Source organism: Pseudomonas sp. 10C3 (assembly GCF_036346185.1).
Taxonomy (GTDB): domain Bacteria; phylum Pseudomonadota; class Gammaproteobacteria; order Pseudomonadales; family Pseudomonadaceae; genus Aquipseudomonas.
This window is the reverse complement of record NZ_JASJVE010000096.1, coordinates 1-317: the sequence shown is the minus strand read 5'-3', so window position 1 is coordinate 317 and position 317 is coordinate 1. Positions and strand designations below refer to the sequence as shown.

Genomic DNA, 317 nt, shown 5'->3' with positions numbered 1-317 from the left:
CCGAAGATGTCTGCGGAAACGAATACGTAGTAGGGCGCTAGCCGTGTGCGTGCGGCCTGCAGGAAGCCGACGATAGCCGCAGTCCGGTTGGCCAGAGTGTTCGGCAGGGCAAAGCGTAGCCCGCTCTTGTCGGGAAAGCGCACATAGTCGTACTGGACCTCGTCGAAGCCCATCCGTGCCGCCTCCTCGGCGACATCGAGATTGTGCTGCCATACGTCGTGCGAAATCGGATCCATCCATTGCAGGCTCTCGCGATCACGCGACGGCGTGCCTTCTGCGGTGTGCACGCTCCACTCCGGATGCGCGTCGGCCAGTGG

General features: G+C 63.1%; 1 protein-coding gene. It reads right to left on the bottom strand.

Going from position 1 to position 317, the window contains the following annotated elements:
- Positions 1 to 287 (bottom strand): putative glycoside hydrolase (locus tag QN399_RS26285; protein ID WP_330201938.1); only part of this gene is annotated, 287 nt, incomplete at its 3' end.
- Positions 288 to 317 lie beyond the last annotated feature (30 nt).